This window comes from Sphaerospermopsis sp. LEGE 00249, from assembly GCF_014299995.1.
Taxonomy (GTDB): domain Bacteria; phylum Cyanobacteriota; class Cyanobacteriia; order Cyanobacteriales; family Nostocaceae; genus Sphaerospermopsis; species Sphaerospermopsis kisseleviana.
Window position 1 is genome coordinate 93,885 of sequence record NZ_JACJUZ010000001.1, and the last position, 22,474, is coordinate 116,358.

The following is a 22,474-nucleotide window of genomic DNA, read 5'->3' on the forward strand; positions in this document are numbered from 1 at the left end:
TAAACGCAGATGAAAAAATAAATCATTCATTTAGGATTCTATATTTATCAAAATAATGTGTTATTTCTCTTTTTGCCACTACAATTTAAAAAAATTAGAATTTTTTAGCAATGTGATTAGTTACATAAAATTCAAATCTTGCTTTTGGATCGGTTTCACCATAAATATTAAATGTAACCGTAGGTTCATTACCCACAGCTTGAACTTGATGTATTGTCTCAGGTGTAAAACTAATTAAATCACCAGGTTGTAAATTTAGTTCTCCCACTTTTTCAATTTTATCAGGAAATTCATCTGTGGGATTACGTCGCCAAAATGTGTTTTTTTCCTGACCTTTTAATATTGCGACTATTCCCCAAGTTCCATGATTATGAATATTAGAAGTTGTTCCTGGTGCAAATGTGACTGTTTGCACTGTTAAGGGAAAACCCAATTCATCGTATAATAATAACACTGATGTTCCGGTTTTCGGATCTGGTTCTAAAACTTGACTTTGTAACCAATAGGAATTAATAATTAATCGCCTCACTAACATTCTCAGTTGAGGAATAAAAGTTGATTTATCCTCAACTTGATTGAGAACATCTTCTACTTCCGTAAGAAAGCGATAAAGGCGATAATTATCACGTAATAAATCCCAGTCTCTCGCGGATTTACAAATTTGATGTTTTCCATCTCCAGAGATAAACCAATCCTGACCTTGCATAATTTATATCGTATCAATCTAGAGTGTAAACTGTGAATATTTAGGTAAAAAAACCATAGGAGGATTAGCTTGAGGATTTCTAATTTCAGGAATTGGAGGCTTTTCCGGTTGTCCTGGTAAAATAATGGTATTAGTTGTAGATAATGACAAAGAGTGATAGGATATTGGGTTGAGAGAAAACCAATTGTTCATGATTAGTAATTTTGTGATCTGTAATTACGAATTAAGAATTATTCGTCTTCTTCTGGGGGACGGGTTAAAATATCGAAAAGAATACTAGCACCAAAATCATTTTTATTATCAATACCTTGAATTTTGGTACTGATTTCTTTAGCTTGTTCTAACTTTCCTAGTTTAGCTACAACTAAACCAGAAGCAGCATAAGCATTTAAGAATAATCTGATATTGGGTTCTTCTTTTCTTTGCTGTAGGATTGGTTGCAGTTCTTCCCAATTATGAGGTAAATTCTCTATTTCTTTGATTTTAGCAATTATTTTTTCGGCTGTTGTCAGTGCTAAACTATAATTATTTTTGTAATAAAAATATCTGTAAGCTGCAACTAAAATATCTGTATTTTCTCCGGTTTTAGCTAAAGCTTGCTGCATATATTTGGCTGATTCTTCTGTATTTTCCCATGTTTTGGCGGCTAATATTAATAGTTCTTTGACTTCATCAGATACATCAAACCAGGAGAATTTGTTTTTGGTTTGCATAAGAACTCAAAAATATAAATTGATTGTCAGAATCAGGATTTTCAGGATGTGAGGATTTTCAGGATTAAATTTACCAATTACCAATTACCAATTACCAATTACCAATTACCAATTCCCACTCTAATTTATTTTATAGCATGGACTAGAAGTAATTATGTAAAATTTTATATTATCTAAATATCTATATATAGCGTTTCCCAGTCTCATGAGGTACACCCTAATTTATTTACTGTTACCAATTCCCAATTCCCAATTCCCAATTCCCTAAGATAAAAAACTCTGTACCTCACTAGCTTGGTAAATGCTATATATTGAAAAATAATAAATAATTAAACAAAATCATACATTGGCTCAATAAGTAGGGGAAAAAGAAAAAACGATCAAAGTGAGCAAGGGAGACAAAGCATTATCCAACAGATTTTTTTACTTCTGAGTGCTATACAGCTTGGTTGCAGCGCCCCTACTGACTCTTCCTATAACTTTTGTTTCAATTGGACAATAAACAACTATAATTTAGATACTGTAATATTTGATGAGTAATAGCTATAAAGCCACAAGTGTTGAATCCTGGAATAAAACTTTACAATCTTGGCGTTTTACCCAGGTAAAACCTATTGTCTATTGAGAATAGAGTCATTAATTGCTCAAATTTGGTATCACTGATACTAATGCACAAATTGGACAATATCCTCAAAATCTTAACATTCAACACTTCTGCTATAAAGCTTATCTAAGTTAGGTAAACTATTGTAAAGTTAATTTTTGATAATTAATATTTTTTAAAATTTATCAAGATATAAATCAGTTTGTTAAGCCTTTAATAATAGTTATCTCAACTTGTACATTTATTCAGTCAGCTAATATCGAAATTGTGTAATCTGGAAAAAACTAAGCTAAATAATTAAATAGAGGTCTAATGACTCCTACAATTATGCGTCAGCTTTGGTCTATAGTTGAAGCTGCTCAAACTGTAACTCTTTTGCAGCTGGACGATGCCAGCTTGGTACAGTGGTTAGTCAAACAGACCACAAAACAAGCCCTATTAGATCCCCATGAAATAGATTTTCTTTGTGACTACATCCGCGCTCGGCTCAGTCTTATCCGTGATCTTGCTTATGAACGTCAACAGTCATAGGGTATTGGTAATTGGTGATTGGGAAAAATAACCAATGACTAATAACTAATGACTAATAACTAATAACTAATAACTACTGACTTTTTTGTGGTAAATAACCTTCAACTAAACAGTCAGAACCGACGACACGCCAATTAACTCTTTCTAGGGGTATAGCATCTGTCATAGAAGTAAAACCTAAATCACCTACGGGTGTAGGAGCATGACGACCACCAATGATTTTAGGAGCGATAAAAGCCAGAATTTTTTGGACTGCATTTTGAGCGATCGCACTTGCGGCTAAAGTTCCTCCGCATTCCCATAATACGCTGCAAAAACCACGCTCATATAGATAAGCCATAACATGATCTGGTGTGAGCAAGGGAAATTCCACCACTTCCACACCCCTGTTAAGCAACATCTGTTGAAAATCTGGGGAACTGCCCACTGCTGTTAACACCAAAGTATGAGCTTCCGCCACTTCCCACAGACGGGCATTTTCTGGCAAATTCAAACTGCGACTCATCACCACCCGCAAAGGATTATGTCCTTCTTGCTGACGAGTTGTTAAATAAGGATTATCCTGTCTAACGGTATTACCACCGACAATGACAGCATCACAAGCTGCCCTGAGTTGATGTACTTCGCTGCGGGCATCGGGATTTGTGATCCAAGCACTATGACCAGAATTAGTAGCAATTTTGCCATCCAGGGTCATAGCATATTTCAAAATGCCTAAAGGACGTTTGTAGAGAATGCGATGAATAAAACCTTCATTTAGTTTTTGACAAGCTTCTTCTTCCACCCCTACGACTACTTCTATTCCCGCATCACGTAAACGAGCAATACCACCTCCTGCTACCAAAGGGTTAGGATCGACCATCCCCACAACTACCTTAGATACACCTGCTTTGATTAAGCCTTCGGAACAGGGAGGAGTGCGTCCGTAATGGTTACAGGGTTCGAGGCTGACATAAATGGTAGCGCCACGAGCTTTTTCTCCTGCGGCTCGGAGGGCAAAAACTTCGGCATGAGGTTCACCTGCACGGGGATGAAAACCTTCCCCGACAATTTCCCCATCTTTGACAACCACCGCCCCCACCAATGGATTTGGTGAAGTGCGTCCCAAAGCACGCCGGGCTAATTGCAAACACCGTTGCATCATCAGGGAATCAAATTCACTACTTACCATATTTGAGGACATTGTGACTGGGGAAGAGGTGATTGGGGATTGGTGATTGGGGACTGGGGACTGGTGACTGGGGACTGGGGACTGGTGACTGGTGACTGGTGAGTGGGGAAGAAAATTAAAAGTCAAAAGTCAAAAAATAGGGAACAGGGAACAGGGAGCAAGAAATATTTATTTTGCTCCTGCCTCCTGCCTCCTGCCTCCTGCCTCCTGTTCCCTGTTTTATGAATTATGAATTAATTTCATTTTTTGCCACCAACGATTGAGAGGGTAATAAAGCACAGGAGCCCATAGACTACTAAGAATAGCAGAAGCTAAGGCCACACGTTGGTAATATATCCAGATGTCTTCCGCTTTGCGGAAACATTCTGTACCACAGCTACCACCCATGAAAGAAAATTGCAATGCCAAAATAGTATTTGACACCACCGCCATGCCAAAGACGATTAAAGCAATAGAAATAAAGTCTTCTTGAATAAAACGTTGCTTTTGAATTAGGCTGGTCAGCATTCCTACAATTCCTAAACTGATGGCATGGGACGGATGAGGCGCTGTCAAAGCATCTTGCAGTAAACCTAAAATGATACCTGCCAATGCACCTGCAAATATAGAGCGTTTCACACTCCACGCTACTACCCAAATCAGTAACCAGTTAGGTCCAATACCCAATAATTCCATGCCTGGGAATCGAGTTGGCAACATCAATAAACATAACAGCACTGAGCCAGATGTCACTGTCCAATCCATGACTTGACGTAGCCAGGGATGCCAATCTGTTAGTTGGGGAATTAAGGATTTGGATTTGCGGACTGGCTTTCTTGCTTTCTTGCTTGTGCTGCCAGGAAATCCAGGAATTTTCATTGGTTTTGCTCAATTTTTCAGGTAATTGGTGATCGGTGATTGGTGATACAATTTTCTTTTCCAGTCCCCAGTCACCTCTTAGTTTGGTTGTTCCGGATCTGTATTTTCTGGACCTGGATATACTGTTACCCAATCTAAATAGCGTATTGGTGGGAATAATTCAACTTTGGCTACTGAGGTGGGGAGTTTCTTTAAATCTAAAGATTTGATTCTGCCTACTGGTACACCAGCGGGAAATTTCTTACTGTAAGTAGAGGTAGAAACTAAATCTCCAACTTTGACATTGGGGACTTTTTCATAAAACTCTAGCACTCCTTCGCTGGAAGAATCACCTCGTAAAACTCCTTTAGCAGATGTACGGCTAATAGTGACACCTACTTGACTTTTCAGATCGCTAACTAATAATACACGGCTAGTATTGGGAGTGACGCTTTCTACTAAACCCACTAAACCGCCTTCTGCTTTGACCACAAAACCTTTCTGAATACCTGCTTTTGTGCCACTATTTAAGGTTACTTGCTGCCACCAATGGCCAGCACTGCGTCCTATTACCCTGGCTACTATTGGGCGTTTTGCAAGTGGTTCTTTCTCTACGTATCCCAATAAACTTTGTAGTTTTTGATTTTGGCTTTCTAGCTCTACTATCCGGGTTTGCAATTCTAATAACTTGGCTTCACGGATGCGATTTTCAGGAGTGTTTCCTGGCTGCAACGTCTTTAATGGAGTGGCAATACCTAGATATATCTCCATCACTAGCGCTCCTTGAGTCTGTCGTAGTGTCCAAGCACTACCAAAGACTAGTGCTAACAAAACGATTTGTAATCCCTTATTTTCCCACCAACGGCGTGCCGTAAACATTTATGCCTGTTTATATTTGATAAATTATTAAGATAGAGCAGAATTAAGAAGTCAGAAGTCGTAGGGGCGAAGCATTCGGAAAATAAGCTGTGAGCAAAATTGATAATTGATTGCCCGAATGCTTCGCCCTTACAGGAAAATAAGCTGTGAGCAAAATTGATAATTGATTGCCCGAATGCTTCGCCCTTACAGGAAAATAAGCTGTGAGCAAAATTGATAATTGATTGCCCGAATGCTTCGCCCTTGCAGGAGTCAGGAGTCAGGAGTAAGACTGGTGAAAGTGTATAGGTTTCAATTTAGATTTTGTACCTCATTGTTCTGTAATCTGCTGTATAACAGATAGGAGTTTTAAAAGCTGACTGCTAACTGCTAACTGCTAACTGCTATATTAAAATAATGGTGGCTATATTATTTTATAGCTATAGCTACAGAATCCATTATCTTGTTTTCGCTTTTGCCTACATATTGCGAGAGTGTCCGCTGAATACCCTTTCTAGCTGCTTGAAGTTTTCTAGCACACGACCTGTACCCAGGACAACACAACTTAAAGGATCTGCTGCAATATGAGTGACTATACCTGTTTCATGACTAATTAAGGTATCTATCCCTTTAAGTAATGCGCCCCCACCTGCTAACATAATTCCTCTGTCAATAATATCTGCTGCTAGTTCTGGTGGTGTCCGTTCTAGTGTGCGTTTGACAGCTTCTATAATTATTGACAATGGTTCCAACATACTTTCTCGAATTTCTGGACCTTTGATTGTGACTGTTCTTGGTAATCCAGAAAGCAGGTGTAAACCCCGGACTTCCATGATCGCATCGTGATCATCGTCGGTAGGATAGGCAGAACCAATACGAATTTTGATGTCTTCTGCTGTTCTTTCACCAATTACCAGGTTATGAACTTTTTTCATATACTGAATAATTGAGTCTGTTAATTCATCTCCGGCAATACGTACTGATTCGCTGATGACTGTTCCTTGTAAACTGAGTACAGCTACTTCTGTTGTCCCACCACCAATATCAATGATCATGTTACCGGTGGGTTCGGCTACTGGTAAGCCAGCACCAATGGCTGCTGCTACTGGTTCATCAATTAAGTATACTTCTCTAGCTCCATGAGACGCGGCAGTCATTACAGCTTGTCTTTCTACCCCTGTAACACCGCTGGGAATACCAATGACTATCCGTGGTAAAATCAGGGACTTACCTTCATTTACTCGCTGGATAAAACTTTTTAGCATCAGTTCGGCCGTCTCAAAATCAGCAATGACACCATCACGCAGGGGGCGGACTGCTATTACATTACCCGGTGTCCGTCCGAGCATTTTTTTGGCATCTTCTCCTACTGCTAGTGCTATTTTTTCATTTTGATCAATGGCAACTACTGACGGTTCTTGTAGTACAATTCCTTTACCAGATACATAAACTAGGGTGTTGGCTGTACCGAGGTCGATACCCATATCCCATGATGAGCGAAAGTTACGAAAAAGACCCACGCGTATCTATGCCCCCTATATGCGCTAATTTGTGAGTGTTAATTGATAAGTGTGACATTTAATTTTCCTGGATTTTATGATCTTTAGTTGCCTGACTCCAGTAAATCAGACTATTTTTTTCTATAATTTTTGTCAATGTTGATGGCTGTAGCAGTCATCTTATTTTCTCTCTTCTCATATTTACTGAACTTAACCGTATAATTTGGGCAATAATTACCAGTAATTTTTAAATCATCTGGGACAATTAACATATATGATTGTTAATTACTTAACATATTTTCCAGGTTTTTACAATTGGTTATTATGAGATCAAAAATTAATCAGTACAATCGTACTCAAGTTTAACAGTAATTTAAGACTAAGGTAAGACCCATGAGCATTAATGTTGTCACTCTTGTTGGACGTGTAGGTGGCGATCCGAATATCAGGTATTTTGAGTCGGGAAAGGTTAAATGTGAGTTAACTTTAGCGGTTAATAGAAAAACAAAAAATAGTGATCAACCAGACTGGTTTAATTTGGAACTGTGGGGAAAAACTGCGGAAGTAGCAGGTAATTATGTGCGTAAAGGAAGTTTAATTGGGGTTAAAGGTTCTTTGAAATTTGATAGTTGGAGCGATCGCCAAACAGGTGTTAACCGTTCAAAACCAGTCATTTACGTAGACCAACTAGAATTACTCGGTTCTAAGCGTGATACTGAGGCAGCTATGGGGGATATGTCTCCAGAGAATTTTTAGGTGCAGGAGTCAGGAGTCAGGAGTCAGGAGTCAGGAGTCAGAATAAAGATAAATATTTCCTGTTCCCTGTTCCCTGTTCCCTGTTCCCTGTTTCCTGTTCCCTGTTCCCTATTCCCTGTTCCCTGTTCCTAATAACTAATTTGCAAAGTAACAGATGCTTGTACTTCTTGTTCACCGCCGACTATGGGGGTGGAAGCATCTGCGAAGTTTGCTTTAGCAATTTCAGCCCGTTGTAACATTGGTGGTGGGGGCGCACTTGCCCCATTAATTTGAATACTCACTATTTCTTTTGGTTGAAAACCCAAGGTGTCAAGAACTGCATCGGCTTGTTGTTGGGCATCCTGGGTAGCTTTTTTTAATGCTTGTTTTTGGGCGTTGCTAATAGCTTCATCTGTGGCGACAAAACTAATACCATTAATTTGTGTTGCTCCGGTTTTGACTGCTTCATCTAATAATGTACCGACTTTATCGGTGGGAAAGCGAAAACTAACGGTGTTGCTGGCTGCATAACCTGTAATTCTTTGGACGTTGTTGGTATAACTATAAACTGGGTTTAGCCGCACTCCTGTGGTTTCTAATTTCTCGACATTGCGGCTTTTAAGTAAGGCGACTACGGCAGATGACTTGCGGGCGGCTTCTTTTTGTACTTCTTCGGCTGTTTTTCCTTGCACTTCTACACCTAAACTAACTTGTGATAAGGTGGTAGCAATTCTTTCTACTCCACTTCCGCTAACGGTTAAGGTGCGCCATAATTTGGCTTTTTCTTCGGCTGATGCTGGTAGGGCGAATATCATACATATTAATAAGGTGGAATAAAGAATTTTTCCCAGGTTCTTGATATGAAGGGAAGAAATTGATAAGGTATTTCTAGACATAAAATGCACACTCCTCAAAAAAATCAATCAATTATCTACTGTCAACTTTTAACAGTTAACAGTTACTAAAACATCTGGGAGATTTAACTCCTATTGATAGTTTGGCATTGTCTAGATACAAGTTGGCTTTGGTTACGTTTTTTGTAACAAATTAGTTAGTTTGTTAATTATTTTTATTCAATTCTTTTTTATATTCCCGCCACTGTGGTATAAATTGATCCATTAAAGCTTGAAATTTAGCGTTATGGGTGCGTTCTAACAGGTGGGTAATTTCATGCACTACTACATATTCTAAACAATGAATAGGTTTTTTTGCGAGTTCTAAATTTAACCAAATGCGTTTAGCTTGTATATTGCAAGTTCCCCATTTTGTTCTCATGGTTTTTATTCCCCATTCGTTAATATTTACACCTATGATTTTTTCCCATTTAGCTATTAATGGGGGAATTTGTATTTTTAATTGTTGACGATACCAATTATTTAAGACTTTTTGCCGTTGTTCTGTATTACTTCCTGGTTTAATATATAAATCAATATATGTGTTATTTCTAATTTCTATTTGTGCATTACCAGGTTTTTCAATCACGTTTAATATATAGCTTTTACCTTGAAAGTAGTGATTTTCTCCTGATAAATATGCTATTTTTTCCGGTAGGTTGGAAAATTGATTATTAGGTTGATTATTAGGTTGATTATTAGATTTATTAGATTGATTATTAGATTGAAACTTAATTTGATGTTTTTTAATCCATGCTAATTTTTCAATTACAAATAATCGCAAGGATTCATCATTAATATGTAAAGGTGTGGCAATTCTTACTCTTCCATCTGGAGGATAAACTGCTAGATGTAGATTTTTAATGTCTTTTCTGACGACATCTATAGTTAATTCTCCGATGGTTATTTGATAGGTTTGCATAGTTATTTAAAGGAGTCAGGAGTCGTAGGGGCGAAGCATTCGGAAAATAATCTTGTCGTCAAATTTATCATCAATCCCCCGAATGCTGAACACCTGTACAGGAATCAATAGTCATAGGGCGAAGCATTCGGAAAATAATCTTGTCGTCAAATTGAGAATTGATCGCCCGAATGCTTCGCCCTTACAGGAAATAATCTTGTCATCAAATTAATAATTTATCGCCCGAATGCTTCGCCCCTACAGGAAATAATCTTGTCATCAAATTAATAATTTATCGCCCGAATGCTTCGCCCCTACAGGAAATAATCTTGTCGTCAAATTTATCATCAATCCCCCGAATGCTGAACACCTCTACAGGAATCAATAGTCATAGGGCGAAGCATTCGGAAAATAATCTTGTCATCAAATTAATAATTTATCGCCCGAATGCTTCGCCCCTACAGGAAATAATCTTGTCGTCAAATTTATCATCAATCCCCCGAATGCTGAACACCTGTACAGGAATCAATAGTCATAGGGCGAAGCATTCGGAAAATAATCTTGTCGTCAAATTGAGAATTGATCGCCCGAATGCTTCGCCCCTACAGGAAATAATCTTGTCGTCAAATTAATAATTAATCACCCATCACCTTAATATTCACTTTGCTGTTTAATTATCTCAAATATACTTTCTAAATCTTCTGGTTTGATAAATTTCTTAATGGCGTTTTTAATTAACCTTTCTTTCATTTTGTTTCCCCTCCAACTATCTTGTTGACTATTTCTCACTGCTGCATCTATATTTAAAGCTAATTCTTCATTTTGATCTAAATTATCATATAATGATCTTTTAGCAGGTGTATCTAAACTCTCAGGATATTGGGATGATGTACTTGGTTGGTGAATTTGTTTAGCTAGGGCGACTATTTTTTGTAAGTATTCTTGATATGCTAGAGTTTCATCTTGACGGATCGCTATTAATTCATTTAATAAAATTGATATTTTCTCAAAGTATTTGGGGTTGGTGGGTTCTTGTTCTATGATTAACTTTCGCAGATTATTTTCTATGGTTTCTGCAACAGCAGTTTGATTATTTCTAATTCCTGGAGGTAAGCTATTGACTGCACTCACTCCATTGTTAACTATTAATTCTACTAAAGTCAGATTTTCAAAGTTGGCTAAAATTTGACTTTCTTTTGCACCAATATAACTATCTATCAGGTGACGCATATCATTTTGATAAACTTTAAAATCTATTTTATCACCACTTGCTAGTTTAATTTCTTCTGAGACAATTTGATAATGTTTGACTTCTTGTTGAATATCAAAAATTTCTCTCGTTGTATATCCTGCGGTTTCTAGTTCGTTGGCAATATTAGCATATTTTCTGACTAAGGCAGCAACACTTTTATATAATACTAATCTTCTGGGTTCGGTGGTTTGTAAATCTTCTGGGTTTTGGGTATTGCCACAAAAATATTTAATATAATCTGGGGTATCATAAGGGTATTTTACAGGTTCACAAAGGGCTTTTAGGGCTTCTCTGGCGGTTTCTAGGTCATTTTTGCCTTTTTCTAATCTATCAGTTAATAAGCCGTTTATATCATCGCTGTCATATTCACTAAATGCTGCTGATGTGTAATCATAAACTGATTTTTCTAAACTTTGAAATAGGTCTTTATAATCTATAATATAACCATATTCTTTGTCTGGTGTATGTAATCGGTTGACTCGACAAACTGCTTGAAATAAATCATGATCTCTCATGGATTTATCTATATATAAATATGTTGCTGGTGGTGCATCAAAACCAGTTAATAGTTTATTGACGACTATTAATAATTTCATCTTTTCAGGATGGTGAACAAAGTCGTTTTTTACCTCTGTTTCAAATTTGTCTGGTTTTTGTCCGTTGAGCATTTTTTGATAGATTTCATATTGATGTATTTTGTCGGTTTTTCCTTCACCGGTGCTTTCTCCTTTGATGCTTTGCAGTGAACCATCATAAGATGTAATAATGGCGCATTTTGTAAAGCCGGCATTTTGGAAGATTTCATAATATTTACAAGCTTCATATATACTTCCAGCTACTAAAATGGCGTTACCTTTACTATTTTGTAATCTGTCTTTTGTGCTAAAGTCTAACATGATATCTTTGACTATGATCTCTAGTCGAGATTTGGAACTGAGGATTTTTTGCATTGTTCCCCAGCGTTTTTTAAGTTCTGCTTTTGCGGTTTCTGTTAATTGTTTGGTTTTACTTTCAAACCATTGATCAATTTTGCTTTGGGAGGTGATATACTGCTCTACATGACGAGCTTCATAACGTAAGTCTAAAACTACTTGATCCTCTACTGCTTCGTTAAATTTATAGGTGTGAATATAGTTACCAAAAACTTCGATGCTTTTTTGTTTGTCTTGTTTTAATAATGGTGTTCCTGTAAAACCGATAAATAAAGCATTTGGTAGTATTTTTTTCATAGCTTTATGTAATTTACCGGACTGGGTGCGGTGACATTCATCGACAAATACATAAAATTCTCCCTGGGGTTGGAAGTTTTGGGGGAGGTTGCGTTTTATTTGTTTGATAAATTCTTCGTAGTCTTTTGATTCGTTGTTACTGTTATTTTTCCCGAATTTATGTATTAAGGAACAAATTAACGAGGGTGTGGTATTTTGTAATTGGGTAATGAGATCCTGACTGCTTTGGGTGCGGTAAATGTTTTCATTGACACCTAAAAAAATACTTTCAATTTGTCCATCTAGTTCTTCGCGGTCAGTAATTATTAATACTCTAGCGTTGGGGTTATATTCTCGTATCCATTTGGTTAACCAGACCATTGTTAAGCTTTTTCCGCTGCCTTGGGTGTGCCAGATGATACCACCCTCTCGACGTTTAATATACTCTTGGGCGGCTTTTATACCTAAGTATTGATGAGAGCGACAAATTTTTTTAATACCGCTATCAAATAAGGTGAAGTCGTGGATAATTTCTAGAAAGCGGTGTTTTTCGCATAGTTGCAGCAGGTGTTGATCTAAGATGTTGGTAATATTTAGGGTGTTGATAATTTCGCTGTGGGTGTCTTCTTTCCAGGTAAGGTAATATTTTTCTGGGGTTTCAATTGTTCCATAACGTAGTCCTTGGGTGTCGTTACCTGCCATGACTAGCTGCATGGTGTTAAAGAAAGATTTGATAAATATTGATTTTTGATTGTCTAGATTTTGGCGAATTGCTTCGGAAACAGGTACAGTGCTGCGTTTTAGTTCCAGCACTGCTAAAGCGATGCCGTTAATGTATAAAACTATATCTGGTCGTTTGGTGTTTTCGCCTTTGATGCTGACTTCTTCGGCGATGTAAAAGCTATTTTTTAAGGGTTCTTCCCAGTTGATCAGGTAAAGGGTTTGTGTGTTTTCCCCTGCTTCTGGTTTGATTTTGATACCGTAACGTAGGAGGGTGTATATTTCTTTGTTGATGTTGTAGAGTTTTTGGGTTTTGTCGTTGGTGTGTTTGGTTAGTTCGTGAAGTGCTTTGTTGATGAGGTCTGGGGGGTATTTTTGAATGTCTCGTAAAAATGTGGTGAGTAAGTCGGTTTCTATGTTGCTGTTGTTTGCGCGGTTGTACCAGTTTCCTATGTATTGATAACCTAGTTTTTGGGTGAGTAGTGCGATGACTCGGTTCTGGGTTGCGCGTTCTGGTTGTCCGACTTTGCTCATGGTTTTTACTGTTTATTTTTTAGTATATTATTTCTCACGCAAAGCCGCAAAGACGCAAAGGTTAAAGGTTAGGTTTCTTGTGGTTCTGTGATAATTGCTAAACCTGCTAAAATTTGTCTAATTCTTTCTTTGGATAGTGTACCGATTTTTTCAGTTAATAAGGCTTTATCAACTGTAAAAATTTGTGATACATTGACTACGCTTTGTTTATCTAAATTAGCTTCTCCTAATTCTAGTAAAACATTCCCTATAGCTTTTCCTCGCCTCAAGTTAGAAGTTAATGCACAAACTATCACTGTCCTAATTTGAGAATTATTGATTAAATCATTTTGAATAACTACATAAGGACGCAGATAAGCGGGTTCTGAACCTATAGGTTCTCCTAAGTCGATCCAGTATATATCACCTTGTTTGATTACCATTCTTTTTGTTGTATTTTCCCTTGATGATGTCTCATTTTTTCTAACATGATTTGTTCTGGTTCATCTAAACCATCTGCATAAGCTTCATTGATACTTTCTAATATTTGATGTTGTTTTTTACGGTGCAAATATTCCTCTATTGCAATAGCAAACAATTTACTGCGGGGTATTTTCATTGCTGTTGCTAATGCGTTGACTTGATCATATAATGATTGTTCTATGGAAATTGCTGTTTTAATGCTGGTCATTTGGTTATACCTTTTGTATGATTATGGGTATAACTGTATTTTACTGTGTTTCTATAATTTTGGCAACCAAGAAACTAATTAACAGATATTGTCAGGGTTTAGCAATGCTAAACCCCTACGGAAAATGTGGGTTTTCTACTATATGGGTTTCGCGCAAAGGTGCAAAGTCGCTAAGGAAGATCATATAATTATCAATTGTCAATTGTCAATTATCAATTATCAATTATCAATTATTCTCGTTTTTCCGGTTAGCAGTTCTTGCATCATTCCCTGTTTGATGTTTTTGTATTTCTCTCTTTTCTTTTCTAATGTTTCAATTTTTTTATCCATTTCTGTAACGATATTTTTGTTTTTGATATACTCTAAGACATCTGATAAAATACGACTATTCAATAATTTCTTCATATTCGTTGGTGTCTTCTACTTGGTTCATTTCTGCAAAAACATCTGCTAAGGTTTTGTTATCTAACCATTGATGACGTTCTTTGGTATAGTCTCCTTTTCCTGGACTTAGATATTGAATAAATCTAATTGCGTCTGCTACTCCTAAAGATTTGATTAAAGCATCATAACCTTGTTTGATAATTTCATTGTGAGTTTTCATCATTATTTTCCTCTAGTTGTATTACTTCTGCTAACCATTGCACAGGGTTATCAACTCTAACATTCACTAATTGAGAATTTGTCTTTGCTTTTTTAATTAGTCTATCATCTGTAGTGAGAAATACATCGGCGTTACTCCTTTCTGCACTAGCGATATGAGTAGCATCATAGCTGGAAAATCCTAATTGTTGTAGTTCGGTTGATCTGGTTTCAATAAAATGACTATTAATTACTTTTATTTTAGCAATAGAAAGCATTTTTTTGACATTTTTTAGTCTTTCTAGGTCTGGGGTTTGGTTTAATTCGGCAATTAAAGCAGTGCTGTTAATTAATTTCCAGTTTCCTGACTGACATTGATTTATAATTGTTATTACTGATTGTGATTCTAAGTAAATACGCGGTTGGCTTTGATCGTCAAAAGGACGATTTAAACAACAAACATCTAAATATATTTTATATTTTTTTTTCATATTTATCTATCCTCTAAATTTATTTTATCCTCTAAATTTATTTTTAATCTCGTTTTTCCTGTTAGTAGTTCTTGCATCATTCCCTGTTTGATGTTTTTGTATTTTTCTCTTTTCTTTTCTAATGCTTCTATTTCTTCATCCATTTCTGTTAATATTTTGGCGATCGCTTTTTGTTCGGGAAGTGGGGGAAGGAGTATTTCTATATTTTTTAAATTACTTTTAGAAATACCATATACTGATATACCAGTAGCAATTTTTTGTAGAGATTGCTTAACATATTTGTTTGAAGTAATATATGCTTTAAACTCATCAGCTAAAAGTTGTTTATTTCCTCGTAACAGTAATGTATGTAATCCTGATACAATTTCTTTATTTCGGATATTTTTGATCTCAATACTAATTCCTAAACCTTCATAATCTTCAGAAGCATCTGCTATAATTAAATCTCCATTTTTTAAAATAGGAAGTTTTTTAACTTTTTCTCTGTCTATTAAAGGTATATTATACTTATCACAATCTAAAAATAAATTCCATTTTGTATGAATATCTCCATAATGTATATAACCCACATTTCCATATTCTGATAAATCACTTCTTGAATTACTTCCTGTAGAAAGAAAATCAAAACATTCTTTAAAAGTTTTCACCTCCCACTCACCAGTAAAACCAGGTAAGCGTTTTTTACCTGTGAGTAATTCTTGCATTGTTCCCTGTTTGATGTTACGCTTTTTGGTGATGAGTTTATCTATTGCTGTAATTAGGTTATCTACATCACTAAGAGATTGAGCGATCGCCTTTTGTTCAGCAAGTGGGGGAAGGGGTATTTGTAACTTTTTGAAACTATTAAGATTTAGATGTCCAACAGTTGAACCTACAGTATCACCAAGTAATCTTTTTTGGGTATCTTGAAAAGTTAGAAGGTACAAAAGAAAACTTGGATATAGTTTATTTATTAAAGGTTGCAAAACAATAATACTTTCATAGATACTAAACTCTGTTTCTGTATCAACTAAAGCACATACTCCAAGACTTCCAGATTTACTAACTAAAACATCACCTAATTTTGCTTTTCTATATTTTGTAAGTTGTTTATGTTGTTTATTTGAAATAAATAAAACATTTTTGAAAGAAAGTTTTCCATTAGATATATCAGTAGCTCTAATTAATGGTACTCCTCCATGATTAACATAGTCAACCTTTGCAGTTAATCCTAAAAAAATATCTTGACAATATCTAGTTATAGAATCAATTTCCCAATCTACAGGAATAACCCCCACCTCAGAAACCTTAAAACCATCAGGAATACTCATAAAACCCCCCAAAAAAAACAAACAAAAAATCAAATCAATCTGCGTTTATCTGCGTTTATCTGCGTTCCATTTATTGAAATAGTCGGGTCTAAAACCTTGCCTTTAAAGGCGAAAAGTTTTTTGATCGGGGTATATATAAATCCCCGTTACAAAAACGGCCTCCTGCCTCCTGCCTTCGTTATCTATCACCAAACAAACCCCATTTGTTGTAAATGTTGATCAACCAAACTCGTCAATTTATCCACCTCATTAGTCAACTCAAACAAAGGAGTATCATAACGTTCACCTAACTCCTTAATTCTCTGCGTCAACCGTTGGGAAATACGATCCATTTCCGCATTTATCCCTTGTTTTAAAATCCCCATCCATTTATCATCCACCACCAAACTCTTAACTTCCTCCTCCGTCAACTCCCTATATTTCTTTAACACCTTATGATGTAACTCTTGGGTAGAGTCCTTAATTTTCTTATTCAAAATTGCTTCCGACTCTAGCAATTGTAAATAGGATTTTAACACCTGCAACTCTTCCGCATCTGCAAATAAAGGATTTTTTTGGATTTCCTTAATTCTCACATTAATATTAGTCTTAGTAATTTTCCCACTGTCATTAGTCACTTCTTCTAATAAACCTTCCTCTCCTCCATATTCTTCTTGCATTTCTTCCTGTTGTCTGATTATATCATCTTTCTGATTTTCCAACTGAGCTATTTTACTTTGTTCCTGAAGAAAATAATTATTAATGATTAAATCTTCCGGTATCAATTCACAAACATAATCGATAATTGTACCTTTTTTATTGGTGATGGGTGTAAGTTCTGCTTTCCAACCATCTTCAACTATCATATACACATCATCCCCCATGACTTCCAACCAATAAGTTAACAGATATTGATAAACGTCATACTTATCTATTAAATTTTGTCCTGTAAATGCCGCAAGTAAATTCTCACCTAATTTATAGATAATTTCCCTGGGTTTATCTCCTGGTTGGATAGCTTTTAATAAGGGTGTATGTTGTTTTTCCCAAGTTGTAAAAACCTGCTCTATTTTCTGACTATATTTGATAAATTCAGGATGATGAAAAATACAATTTTTAACTTCATTTGCAGCAACTTTTAACTGTTGATATCCGGGGTTTTCGGTTGGTGCAAATAATTCTTGTTGTAAGTTGGGGTAAACTTGCCAAAATTCCCCTAATGCTTGAATATCTTTCTCTGGTATTCCTCCCAATAAATGCGCTGCAATATCTTGAATGTCTTCCGCTTCTTGGGAGTCTATATAACGGGGAATGTTCAAGTTAAAATCATTATCGGCAATTTCTGTTAACGACACCATGCGGGAATATTTAGCAATTTCTAATTGCTTATTAAACACATCCACAATTTTATGTATATCCTGTTCCCGCAAACGGTTTTTATTACCATCTTTGACAAATCCTTTACTAGCATCTATCATAAAAATGCCGGCAGAATTACCCGCTTTTTCTTTATCTATGACAATAATACAAGCTGGTATTCCTGTACCATAAAAAAGGTTAGGAGGTAAGCCGATTATACCTTTGATTATACCTTGATTGATGATTTTTTTTCTAATATCTGCCTCTGCATTACCCCGAAATAACACCCCATGAGGTAAAATTATCGCTCCTTTTCCCTGGGGTTTTAAGGAGGCAATTAAATGTAATAAAAAAGCATAATCGCCGTTTTTTGCGGGAGGTATTCCATAATCTGAAAATCGTTTAAATTCATCTTTTTCTAGGTTAATTCCTGTACTCCAAGCTTTTGCCGAAAAGGGAGGGTTAGCGACTGCAAAATCAAAGGTTTTTAAACTACCATCGCTATCTTTAAAGTGGGGAGTTGATAAGGTATTATCTTGTTTAATTTCTGCGGTAGGATGTCCATGTAATATCATATTCATCCGCGCTAGGGAGTAGGTAGCGTTATCCATTTCTTGCCCAAAAATGCTGATTTTGATTTCTGTTTCATCCGCAGCTTTTAATAATAATGAACCACTCCCACAGGTAGGATCATATATACTTTGTTGGGGACTGGTAACGCTGTTAATACCAATGACTTTTGCAATGACGCGGGAAACTTCCGCAGGGGTGTAAAATTGTCCTTTACTTTTTCCTGACTGGGTGGCAAAGTTCCGCATTAAATATTCATAAGCATCGCCTAAAATATCATCTCCATCGGCGCGGTTTTTGCTAAAATTTAAGGCAGAATTTTCAAAAATGGCGACTAAGTTAGTTAGTCGTTCTTTCATTTCTTGGCCTTTTCCCAGTTTATCAGGATCGTTAAAATCAGCATCATTAAATATATTACCTAAGTCGTTAGCTTGGGCGAGATTTTGAATAATTAAATTGATTTTTTCGCCAATATCTTTTTTACCTTTTAAGTTCACAATATCCTGAAAACTGCCGCCTTGAGGTATTTCTATAAGTGCATCTTCAACGTCTGCATATTTGTCAGATACGTATTTAACAAATAATAAAACTAAAACATAGTTTTTATATTGGGAAGCATCCATACCCCCCCGCAGTTCATCGCAACTTTTCCATAAAGAACTGTAAAGTTCGCTTTTCTTAATTGCCATTTTGTGTATCCTAGAGATGCCCGAATGAAAGAATTGTTAGGAATTATGTTTTAATAATTGTATTCATTATATAGTATTATTAATTGATTTGTAAAGTCTGATTATTAACCCAATGTTTAAACCATAGGACTTACGGAAGATGTGACTGAAAACCTTATTCTTGCGTAGGGGCAATTCATGAATTACCCCTACTGATGTTTTCACGTAACCTTAATATTAAATCTTTGGGTTTTTTACCAGACAAAATCAAACTTGCCAAAAAACTTAAATCTAAATCTGGCAAAAATACACTTTTTGAAACTTTCTCATACTTATCACCCTGCAAAGAATATAATAAAAATTGATTATTTTGCCAAAATAAAACTTCCCGTACACCCAAACCTTGATAAATCAATAAATCATCAATTCCCCCACTCGTCACAACTACTTCAATCGCCAGATCAGGAACAGATTTTTCAGAATCAAAACAGTAACATTCATCTGGTTCAATACCCCTAGCGGACGCTTCCCTTCTGAAAGTAGTTGATCCTAAAGGATAAAAATCAATATCTTTTTCTATAAAATAAGTTTCTAATAATAAAGCAATTAGCTTTTTATCAAACTCATGACGACGACTAGGAGACATTATTTCTAAAACACCTTCTAAATATTTAAACCGATAATGGGAAGTATTTTCAAATCGCTGTAATAGTATCTCATATATATTCCAGTTAATGCCATTCATCAGTAAAATTTGGTCAGAATCAACATCTTGTAAAGCTGATTGACTTGTTAATTCTTTCCAGCAACTTAATTTATCCAGTAAACCCAACATAATTACTACTCCAACATACATTTAACTTCTGTAGGGGCATTAATTTGTCAACGCAGACAAATTATTTGGCAAACGACAACAGAATAAATGGAGAATAGGAGACTCGAACCCCTGACCTCTGCGGTGCGATCGCAGCACTCTACCAACTGAGCTAATTCCCCTTGATCACATCCTATTTTAACACTCGGTCTTTATATTGTTCACATCTTGCTGCAAAAAAATTTCCTGTACCCGTTCTAATTCCAACTCTGTCAAATAGTCAACTGTCCAGTTAGCTTGACGCTGTAACATATGAAATGGGTAAGTATTGGCAACTCCTACAACTTGCATCTGAGCGCGTTTGGCTGCTTGAATACCCGCCGGAGTGTCTTCAATAGCTAAACATTCCTGACTTTGCAAATTTAAATCTGGATATACTTGATTTAATTTTTCTACAGCCAGCAAATAACCTTCTGGTTGGGGTTTACTGGTGGTGATGTCATCACCTGCGACGATAACCGTAAAATATTCAATCAGTTTAGCACGTTCCAGCACCAGTTGGATTTCTTGACGCAAAGCACCGCTAACTAAACCGAGTTTAAGGTTTTGCGATCGCACCTGAAAAATTAAATCTTCTATTCCCGAATACAAAGGCAATTTTTCCAGTTTTTCCAGTTCTTGTACATAAGCTTGGGCTTTACGTTGCAGCAATTCCATTAAATACTCTTCTGTAGCCACTCTACCACGATTTTTGAGCAAATCTTGAAAACAAGCGCGATCGCTTCTTCCTAAACAACCTTGACGCTCATGCAGCTTTTGCGGTTGCAAATTTTCCTGCACTAGAATTTCATCTATTAATTTTAAATGAATTGGCTCATCTTTGACAATGACACCATTAAAATCGAATAAAACTACCTTTAAACTCATGCAAACACGCTAGTGCTATAATAATTAAGATCCTCAACAATAATTATGATGTATTTTGGCGTGCATGACCAGCCAAGATACCGGGTAAAATTCCCAAATTTGATGGACTTTGTGCGTGAAAGGATAATCTATTCTCCCGACTTTTGTAGGGTTTAGCAATGCTAAACCCCTACGACTCCTTACCTTTATTCTTGATCTGGCCTAACACTTAAATATCTATCTTTGCGAATAGTATTGATCACAGTTTGAATGTAACTTTCTGCTGCTCCCAAAGTTTTTAATAAATGATTTCCTAACTCTAAAGCTGCTTCAAATTCAGGTTGTACAACTTCCTTCGCACCCATTTGGGTTAAAATATCAATTTCCTTGTTATTATGTGAACGCGCAATGACATCTAAATGGGGTGCAATAGTCAAAGCATTTTTTAAAAGTAAACGGGTACTAGCAGCGTCAGGAAGGGCGATCGCTAAAGCTTTAGCAGTGGCTAAATGTGCTTTTTCTAATACTAATTCTGAATCTGCATCACCAAAAATATAAGGTATTTGACGCATTCTTAATCTTTGTACAGATGCTTCGCTATTTTCAATCACTAAAACTGGATATCCTTCAGTTTGTAAGATATTAACAACTACTTGCCCTACTCTACCATAACCTGCTACAACTACATGATCAGTCATTATTTCTGGCATAGATATGGTTTTGGGTGCAGAAAATCTTTGTAAGAAATTCCCTAGTACGGGATTTTGATTTAAATTATCAGCAATAAAAGGAGTAACTTTAAGTGAGAATGGTGTGAGAATGAGTGTAATTGCTGTTGTTCCTAATAATAAAGAATAGGTTTGTTGAGATATCAATTCTAATTGCAACCCTACCAAAGCTAATACAAAAGAAAATTCACCTATTTGGTTAATTCCCAAACTGACTATAATTGCATTTTTCAGAGAATAACCAAATTTTAAAACAATTCCGAAAATAATTACAGCTTTACCCAACATGACTAAAGCCACAAGTTCTAAAATTATAGCAAAATTGCTGATGAGAATAGCCGGATCAATCAACATTCCAATAGAAGCAAAAAACAAACTAGCAAAGGTATCTCGCAAAGGTAAAATTTTGGCTAATGCCTGATCAGCATAATCAATTTCTGATATCATTAATCCAGCGACAAATGCCCCCATTGCAATGGAAAGTCCCAAGTGTGCAGTTATTAAAGCAACTCCTAAACATAAAGCAATTACAACTAATAAAAATAACTCATTGCTTTCTGTAGCGGCAATATTGCTTAACACACGAGGCACTACCCACCGACTAAATATAATTGCAACTACAACAAATATTGTAATTTTAACTAAAGCCAAACTGAGAGCTACTGCAATATTTTCTGGTTGTTGTAAAGCTGGAATTATTGCCAACATCACACCCAAAGCTAAATCTTGAGCGATTAAAATTGCCAGCATAATTTGCCCATGTACTGTATTAACTTCACCCTTTTCTGTGAGGGTTTTTAATACTATTGCTGTGGAAGAAAGAGATAAAACCGCACCTAAAAAGATGCCTTTTGTAATGCTAGAAGCCCAACCTGTTAAGAGGGTGACTATTGTTACTAAGGCAATTGTTAAACCGATTTGTAAGAAACTACCTTTAATAGCAATTTCTTTCACTCGTTTGAGTTCTGCTAAAGAAAATTCTACACCCAGCGCAAACAGCAGAAAGGCAACTCCAATTTCCGCTAAAGATTTAATTTCATTCACATTACTTAATAACTTAAACCCAAAAGGTCCAATAGCAAAACCACTAACTAAATAACCCAGTATCACAGGTTGACGCAACCGATGGGCAAAAAATCCTCCTAAAGCAGTAGCGACTAACACTGTTGTGATATCCAAAATTAAACTATGTTCTGTTGGCATCTTTTTTTTGAATTTATTTTGTTCAGGACTTA

25 protein-coding genes and 1 tRNA gene are annotated in these 22,474 nt (G+C 36.1%); 4 read left to right on the forward strand and 22 right to left on the reverse strand.

Annotated elements, in window-relative coordinates:
* Positions 1 to 94 precede the first annotated feature (94 nt).
* From H5968_RS00445 to H5968_RS00455, 3 genes are read right to left on the reverse strand one after another with little or no spacing between them, the layout of a single operon-like run.
* Complete coding sequence (locus H5968_RS00445) at positions 95 to 706, reverse strand: cupin (RefSeq protein ID WP_187038352.1); 612 nt, start codon at positions 704 to 706, stop codon at positions 95 to 97.
* A gap of 18 nt (positions 707 to 724) precedes the next feature.
* Entirely contained in the window at positions 725 to 898 is a 174-nt protein-coding gene (locus tag H5968_RS00450) for a hypothetical protein (protein WP_187038353.1), read from the reverse strand.
* Positions 899 to 936: 38 nt separating this feature from the next.
* The gene (locus H5968_RS00455) at positions 937 to 1,419 is read right to left on the reverse strand and encodes a hypothetical protein (RefSeq protein WP_187038354.1); all 483 of its coding nucleotides are present in this window, start codon (positions 1,417 to 1,419) and stop codon (positions 937 to 939) included.
* A 916-nt stretch (positions 1,420 to 2,335) separates the two neighbouring features.
* On the opposite strand from H5968_RS00455, the gene H5968_RS00460 reads away from it, so the two are divergent.
* Entirely contained in the window at positions 2,336 to 2,554 is a 219-nt protein-coding gene (locus H5968_RS00460) for a hypothetical protein (RefSeq protein ID WP_096568007.1), read from the forward strand.
* Between the two features lie 73 nt (positions 2,555 to 2,627).
* Here H5968_RS00460 and ribD read toward each other — a convergent pair whose 3' ends face one another.
* From ribD to H5968_RS00485, 5 genes are all read right to left on the reverse strand, one after another.
* Positions 2,628 to 3,737, reverse strand: coding sequence for a bifunctional diaminohydroxyphosphoribosylaminopyrimidine deaminase/5-amino-6-(5-phosphoribosylamino)uracil reductase RibD (gene ribD / locus H5968_RS00465; protein WP_187038355.1), 1,110 nt, complete (start codon positions 3,735 to 3,737; stop codon positions 2,628 to 2,630).
* Positions 3,738 to 3,944: 207 nt separating this feature from the next.
* Positions 3,945 to 4,583 (reverse strand): rod shape-determining protein MreD, encoded by a 639-nt coding sequence (mreD, locus tag H5968_RS00470; RefSeq protein WP_187038356.1) that lies wholly within the window; start codon positions 4,581 to 4,583, stop codon positions 3,945 to 3,947.
* Between the two features lie 78 nt (positions 4,584 to 4,661).
* Positions 4,662 to 5,441, reverse strand: coding sequence for a rod shape-determining protein MreC (gene mreC, locus H5968_RS00475; protein WP_187038357.1), 780 nt, complete (start codon positions 5,439 to 5,441; stop codon positions 4,662 to 4,664).
* Between the two features lie 43 nt (positions 5,442 to 5,484).
* On the reverse strand, positions 5,485 to 5,652 hold the full coding sequence (locus H5968_RS00480) for a hypothetical protein (protein WP_187038358.1): 168 nt from the start codon (positions 5,650 to 5,652) through the stop codon (positions 5,485 to 5,487).
* A 247-nt stretch (positions 5,653 to 5,899) separates the two neighbouring features.
* Positions 5,900 to 6,904, reverse strand: coding sequence for a rod shape-determining protein (locus tag H5968_RS00485; protein WP_187038359.1), 1,005 nt, complete (start codon positions 6,902 to 6,904; stop codon positions 5,900 to 5,902).
* 408 nt (positions 6,905 to 7,312) lie between these two features.
* Between H5968_RS00485 and H5968_RS00490 the strand changes: the two genes are divergently transcribed.
* Positions 7,313 to 7,675 carry a single-stranded DNA-binding protein gene (locus H5968_RS00490; RefSeq protein WP_187038360.1) on the forward strand — a complete coding sequence of 121 codons (363 nt, stop codon included), beginning with the start codon at positions 7,313 to 7,315 and terminating at the stop codon, positions 7,673 to 7,675.
* A 128-nt stretch (positions 7,676 to 7,803) separates the two neighbouring features.
* On the opposite strand, the gene H5968_RS00495 is transcribed toward H5968_RS00490, so the two are convergent.
* Both H5968_RS00495 and H5968_RS00500 read right to left on the reverse strand, forming a co-directional pair.
* The gene (locus tag H5968_RS00495) at positions 7,804 to 8,550 is read right to left on the reverse strand and encodes an SIMPL domain-containing protein (protein WP_187038361.1); all 747 of its coding nucleotides are present in this window, start codon (positions 8,548 to 8,550) and stop codon (positions 7,804 to 7,806) included.
* Positions 8,551 to 8,713: 163 nt separating this feature from the next.
* Entirely contained in the window at positions 8,714 to 9,469 is a 756-nt protein-coding gene (locus H5968_RS00500; RefSeq protein WP_187038362.1) for a M48 family metallopeptidase, read from the reverse strand.
* 82 nt (positions 9,470 to 9,551) lie between these two features.
* On the opposite strand from H5968_RS00500, the gene H5968_RS25335 reads away from it, so the two are divergent.
* A complete protein-coding gene (locus tag H5968_RS25335) occupies positions 9,552 to 9,680 on the forward strand; it encodes a hypothetical protein (RefSeq protein WP_255426995.1) in 129 nt (42 codons plus the stop codon).
* Between the two features lie 127 nt (positions 9,681 to 9,807).
* Positions 9,808 to 10,080 carry a hypothetical protein gene (locus H5968_RS00505; RefSeq protein WP_187038363.1) on the forward strand — a complete coding sequence of 91 codons (273 nt, stop codon included), beginning with the start codon at positions 9,808 to 9,810 and terminating at the stop codon, positions 10,078 to 10,080.
* Between the two features lie 19 nt (positions 10,081 to 10,099).
* Here H5968_RS00505 and H5968_RS00510 read toward each other — a convergent pair whose 3' ends face one another.
* The 12 genes from H5968_RS00510 to H5968_RS00565 all read right to left on the reverse strand — a co-directional run bounded on the left by H5968_RS00510 (position 10,100) and on the right by H5968_RS00565 (position 22,442).
* Positions 10,100 to 13,162: a type I restriction endonuclease subunit R gene (locus H5968_RS00510; protein ID WP_187038364.1), complete on the reverse strand. Its 3,063-nt coding sequence runs from the start codon at positions 13,160 to 13,162 to the stop codon at positions 10,100 to 10,102.
* Between the two features lie 68 nt (positions 13,163 to 13,230).
* Positions 13,231 to 13,584 carry a type II toxin-antitoxin system PemK/MazF family toxin gene (locus tag H5968_RS00515; RefSeq protein WP_187038365.1) on the reverse strand — a complete coding sequence of 118 codons (354 nt, stop codon included), beginning with the start codon at positions 13,582 to 13,584 and terminating at the stop codon, positions 13,231 to 13,233.
* On the reverse strand, positions 13,578 to 13,832 hold the full coding sequence (locus tag H5968_RS00520; RefSeq protein ID WP_187038366.1) for a ribbon-helix-helix protein, CopG family: 255 nt from the start codon (positions 13,830 to 13,832) through the stop codon (positions 13,578 to 13,580). The genes H5968_RS00515 and H5968_RS00520 overlap by 7 nt, the downstream gene beginning before the upstream one ends.
* Positions 13,833 to 14,051: 219 nt before the next feature.
* Positions 14,052 to 14,225 carry a hypothetical protein gene (locus tag H5968_RS00525; RefSeq protein ID WP_187038367.1) on the reverse strand — a complete coding sequence of 58 codons (174 nt, stop codon included), beginning with the start codon at positions 14,223 to 14,225 and terminating at the stop codon, positions 14,052 to 14,054.
* The gene (locus H5968_RS00530) at positions 14,218 to 14,436 is read right to left on the reverse strand and encodes a hypothetical protein (RefSeq protein WP_187038447.1); all 219 of its coding nucleotides are present in this window, start codon (positions 14,434 to 14,436) and stop codon (positions 14,218 to 14,220) included. Before H5968_RS00530 ends, H5968_RS00525 begins: the two co-directional genes overlap by 8 nt.
* The gene (locus H5968_RS00535) at positions 14,420 to 14,905 is read right to left on the reverse strand and encodes a PIN domain-containing protein (RefSeq protein ID WP_187038368.1); all 486 of its coding nucleotides are present in this window, start codon (positions 14,903 to 14,905) and stop codon (positions 14,420 to 14,422) included. The genes H5968_RS00530 and H5968_RS00535 overlap by 17 nt, the downstream gene beginning before the upstream one ends.
* Positions 14,906 to 14,907: 2 nt before the next feature.
* On the reverse strand, positions 14,908 to 16,215 hold the full coding sequence (locus H5968_RS00540; protein ID WP_187038369.1) for a restriction endonuclease subunit S: 1,308 nt from the start codon (positions 16,213 to 16,215) through the stop codon (positions 14,908 to 14,910).
* 185 nt (positions 16,216 to 16,400) lie between these two features.
* A complete protein-coding gene (locus tag H5968_RS00545; protein WP_187038370.1) occupies positions 16,401 to 18,812 on the reverse strand; it encodes a type I restriction-modification system subunit M in 2,412 nt (803 codons plus the stop codon).
* Between the two features lie 175 nt (positions 18,813 to 18,987).
* Entirely contained in the window at positions 18,988 to 19,626 is a 639-nt protein-coding gene (locus H5968_RS00550; protein ID WP_187038448.1) for a Uma2 family endonuclease, read from the reverse strand.
* An 88-nt stretch (positions 19,627 to 19,714) separates the two neighbouring features.
* A tRNA-Ala gene (locus tag H5968_RS00555) sits at positions 19,715 to 19,787 on the reverse strand.
* Positions 19,788 to 19,803: 16 nt separating this feature from the next.
* A complete protein-coding gene (locus tag H5968_RS00560; RefSeq protein WP_187038371.1) occupies positions 19,804 to 20,532 on the reverse strand; it encodes an HAD family phosphatase in 729 nt (242 codons plus the stop codon).
* Positions 20,533 to 20,717: 185 nt separating this feature from the next.
* Positions 20,718 to 22,442 (reverse strand): cation:proton antiporter, encoded by a 1,725-nt coding sequence (locus H5968_RS00565; RefSeq protein ID WP_187038372.1) that lies wholly within the window; start codon positions 22,440 to 22,442, stop codon positions 20,718 to 20,720.
* Positions 22,443 to 22,474 lie beyond the last annotated feature (32 nt).